The 2,337-nt window shown below is 68.8% G+C and carries 2 protein-coding genes; both read right to left on the bottom strand.

Going from position 1 to position 2,337, the window contains the following annotated elements:
* Positions 1-107: 107 nt before the first annotated feature.
* Positions 108-935, bottom strand: a complete 828-nt coding sequence (locus tag AB5202_RS09885; RefSeq protein ID WP_368144669.1) for an ATP-binding protein — start codon at positions 933-935, stop codon at positions 108-110.
* A complete protein-coding gene (gene istA / locus AB5202_RS09880; RefSeq protein WP_368147520.1) occupies positions 932-2,239 on the bottom strand; it encodes an IS21 family transposase in 1,308 nt (435 codons plus the stop codon). The genes AB5202_RS09885 and istA overlap by 4 nt, the downstream gene beginning before the upstream one ends.
* Positions 2,240-2,337 lie beyond the last annotated feature (98 nt).

Below are 2,337 nucleotides of genomic sequence, written 5' to 3'. Positions count from 1 at the left end.
TGTTAGCGTCGGAATAATTTAGCCAAATATAGTCGGCCGAGATTGACCAATCCCGGCCGACCCATTTTAGCCAACACGCCCGCATCTATGACTTTCCTATCGCATTCCTACATCCCCTCGGGCTGGATCCCCCTCACCTTCACCGCCTGGGGGACGGCCTCCACCGAGTAGGTGTCAAGCCCCCTGCCGCGGTAGCTCGGGCCCCGCATCACGAACACCGACGCCTTGTCGAACAGCCTGTCGAGGGCGCAGAGGAGCGTGTCGTCGCCCGTGAAGAACTCATCCCACCCGCCCGGGGCGATGTTGCTCGTGAGGACCATCGCGTTCGGCCCCTCCTTCTCGTAGCGCCTGTCGACGACATCGAAGAACAGGTCGGTGCACGGCCTGTCGTAGACGCATCTCCCCACCTCGTCAACGATGAGGCACGACGGCTTGACGAGCGAGGAGACGACCCGCGAGGTGTTTCCCCGCTGGACGGCCTTCTGGAACCTGCCCCTGAGCTCGGTCGCCTTTATGTAGTAGGTCTTGAGCCCCCGCATGCAGCACTCGCGCCCGTAGGCCTGCGCGAGGTGCGTCTTCCCTATGCCGCCGGGCCCGACGAAGGCGACGTTGCGGTGCGCGTAGAGGTCGGCCAGCGACGGGAGCTTGCCCAGCGCGGCCGCGTCCCGGCCCTGGATCCTGGAGAAGTCGAAGCCCTCGAAGGTCTTGGGCTCGCGCCTGGGCAGCCTGCTCAGCCTCAGCAGCGTCTCGATGGAGGCGAGCCTCCTCTTCTCCGCAAGGTAGGAGAAGGTGGCTGCCACGGCGGCCATCTCCCCGTCGCCGAGGTCGAGGTCCGAGGCGAGGGTCGCGAGCTCCTCCGCCCCGACGGCGATCCCGAGCCTCGACGCGGCGTCGCTCGCGAGCTCGTAGGGGCTCGCCCCCGCGCCCGCCATCATTCGGCCCTCCCGAAGTCGAACCTCTCGAAACCGGGTTTCGTCCTGGGCGGGGCGATTTGCTCGACCACGGTCCCCACCGGCTGGGTCGGCAGCTCCTCGGGCTGCGCCGGCGATGTCTCCCACTGCCCCTCGCACCAGCTGTCGGCGCCGGTGCCGACGGCGTGGGCGACGAGCTCGCGGGAGAGGTCGTCGCTGTATATGTGCACCACGCGCCCCTCCCGGTTCACCCTGCACTCGCGGCGGGCGTACCAGTAGGGCACGCCGTAGCGGTGCCCCTCGAAGCTCACGAAGCCGTCGAAGGAGATCTTCCGGCGCGGGCACAGGTACCGCTCGACCTCGGCCGTGACCTCGAGCGGCCTGGTGTTCGCCGAGCACGCCGCCTCGTGCTCGCGCATCGGGACGCATGCCGCCGCGCGCCGCCAGCGGCCTCCCTGCTCGGCGCACCAGAGGGCGGCCTCCCGGTTGAGGGCGTCAAGGTCGGTGAAGGACCTTCCCGCGAGGAAGTTCCCCTTCACGAAGCGGACGAGCCTCTCCACCTTGCCCTTCGTATAGGGGTGGCGCGGCCTGCACAGCCTGGTGCGGAAGCCGACGACGCCCATGAACTCGACGTAGTCGGCCTGCCAGACGGGCCGGCCGTCGGCATCGCGGCGGACGACCACGCTCTTCATGTTGTCGGTGAGAACGGTCGCGGGCACGCCCAGCGCCGAGAACGCGTGCAGCATCCCGATGAGGAGGTTCTCCTGGCGCGCGTTCGGGAAGAACTCGACGTGGGCGCCCCCGCAATGGTGGCAGACCATGGCGAAGCAGGCGATCCGCGCCCGCTCGCCGCCGGGGCGCTCGACCGCGACGAAGCCCCAGTCCATCTGGTAGGCCTCTCCGGGCGCCGTCCTGAAGCGCTGGCCGCGGCAGCCCTGCGGGGCCGCCTGCCGCCTCTTCGCGGGCACGAGGTCCCGGTGCGCGGCGATATAGGTCTTCACCGTGGTGAGGCCGCCGGCGTAGCCCTGGCCGAGCAGCCGCTCGAATATCACCTGCGAGTTGGTGACGCCCTTCCGCAGGAGGTCGTCCACCAGGCCGGTGTGGCCGGCGAGCACGCCCGGCGCGGCCCTCCTCCCGCTGTTCCCGTGGGGCAGGGCCCTGAACCCGTGTGCCCTGACCGTCCTCGCGCGGGAGCGGGTGAGCCCCGTCCTCCTGCAGAACTCCGCGAGGTTGCATGCCTGCGGGTCGAACCCGTCGCCCTCCTCCGCGGCCATCTCCCGGAGCGCCGCGTCTATAATCTCCTGTAGGTCATCGTGTCTCTCGTTCACCTCAATGGTCCTCCTAACGCCGGCGTGTTGGCACCACCAGCGTAGTGGCGGCGGGGAGGCACGGTGGCCATTATTCGGTGACCGGGATTGGTCAAAAT

This window comes from Collinsella aerofaciens (assembly GCF_040915545.1).
GTDB classification, from domain to species: domain Bacteria; phylum Actinomycetota; class Coriobacteriia; order Coriobacteriales; family Coriobacteriaceae; genus Collinsella; species Collinsella aerofaciens_BE.
The sequence above is the reverse complement of the archived record's forward strand: the minus strand, read 5'-3'. Positions and strand labels throughout refer to the sequence as shown.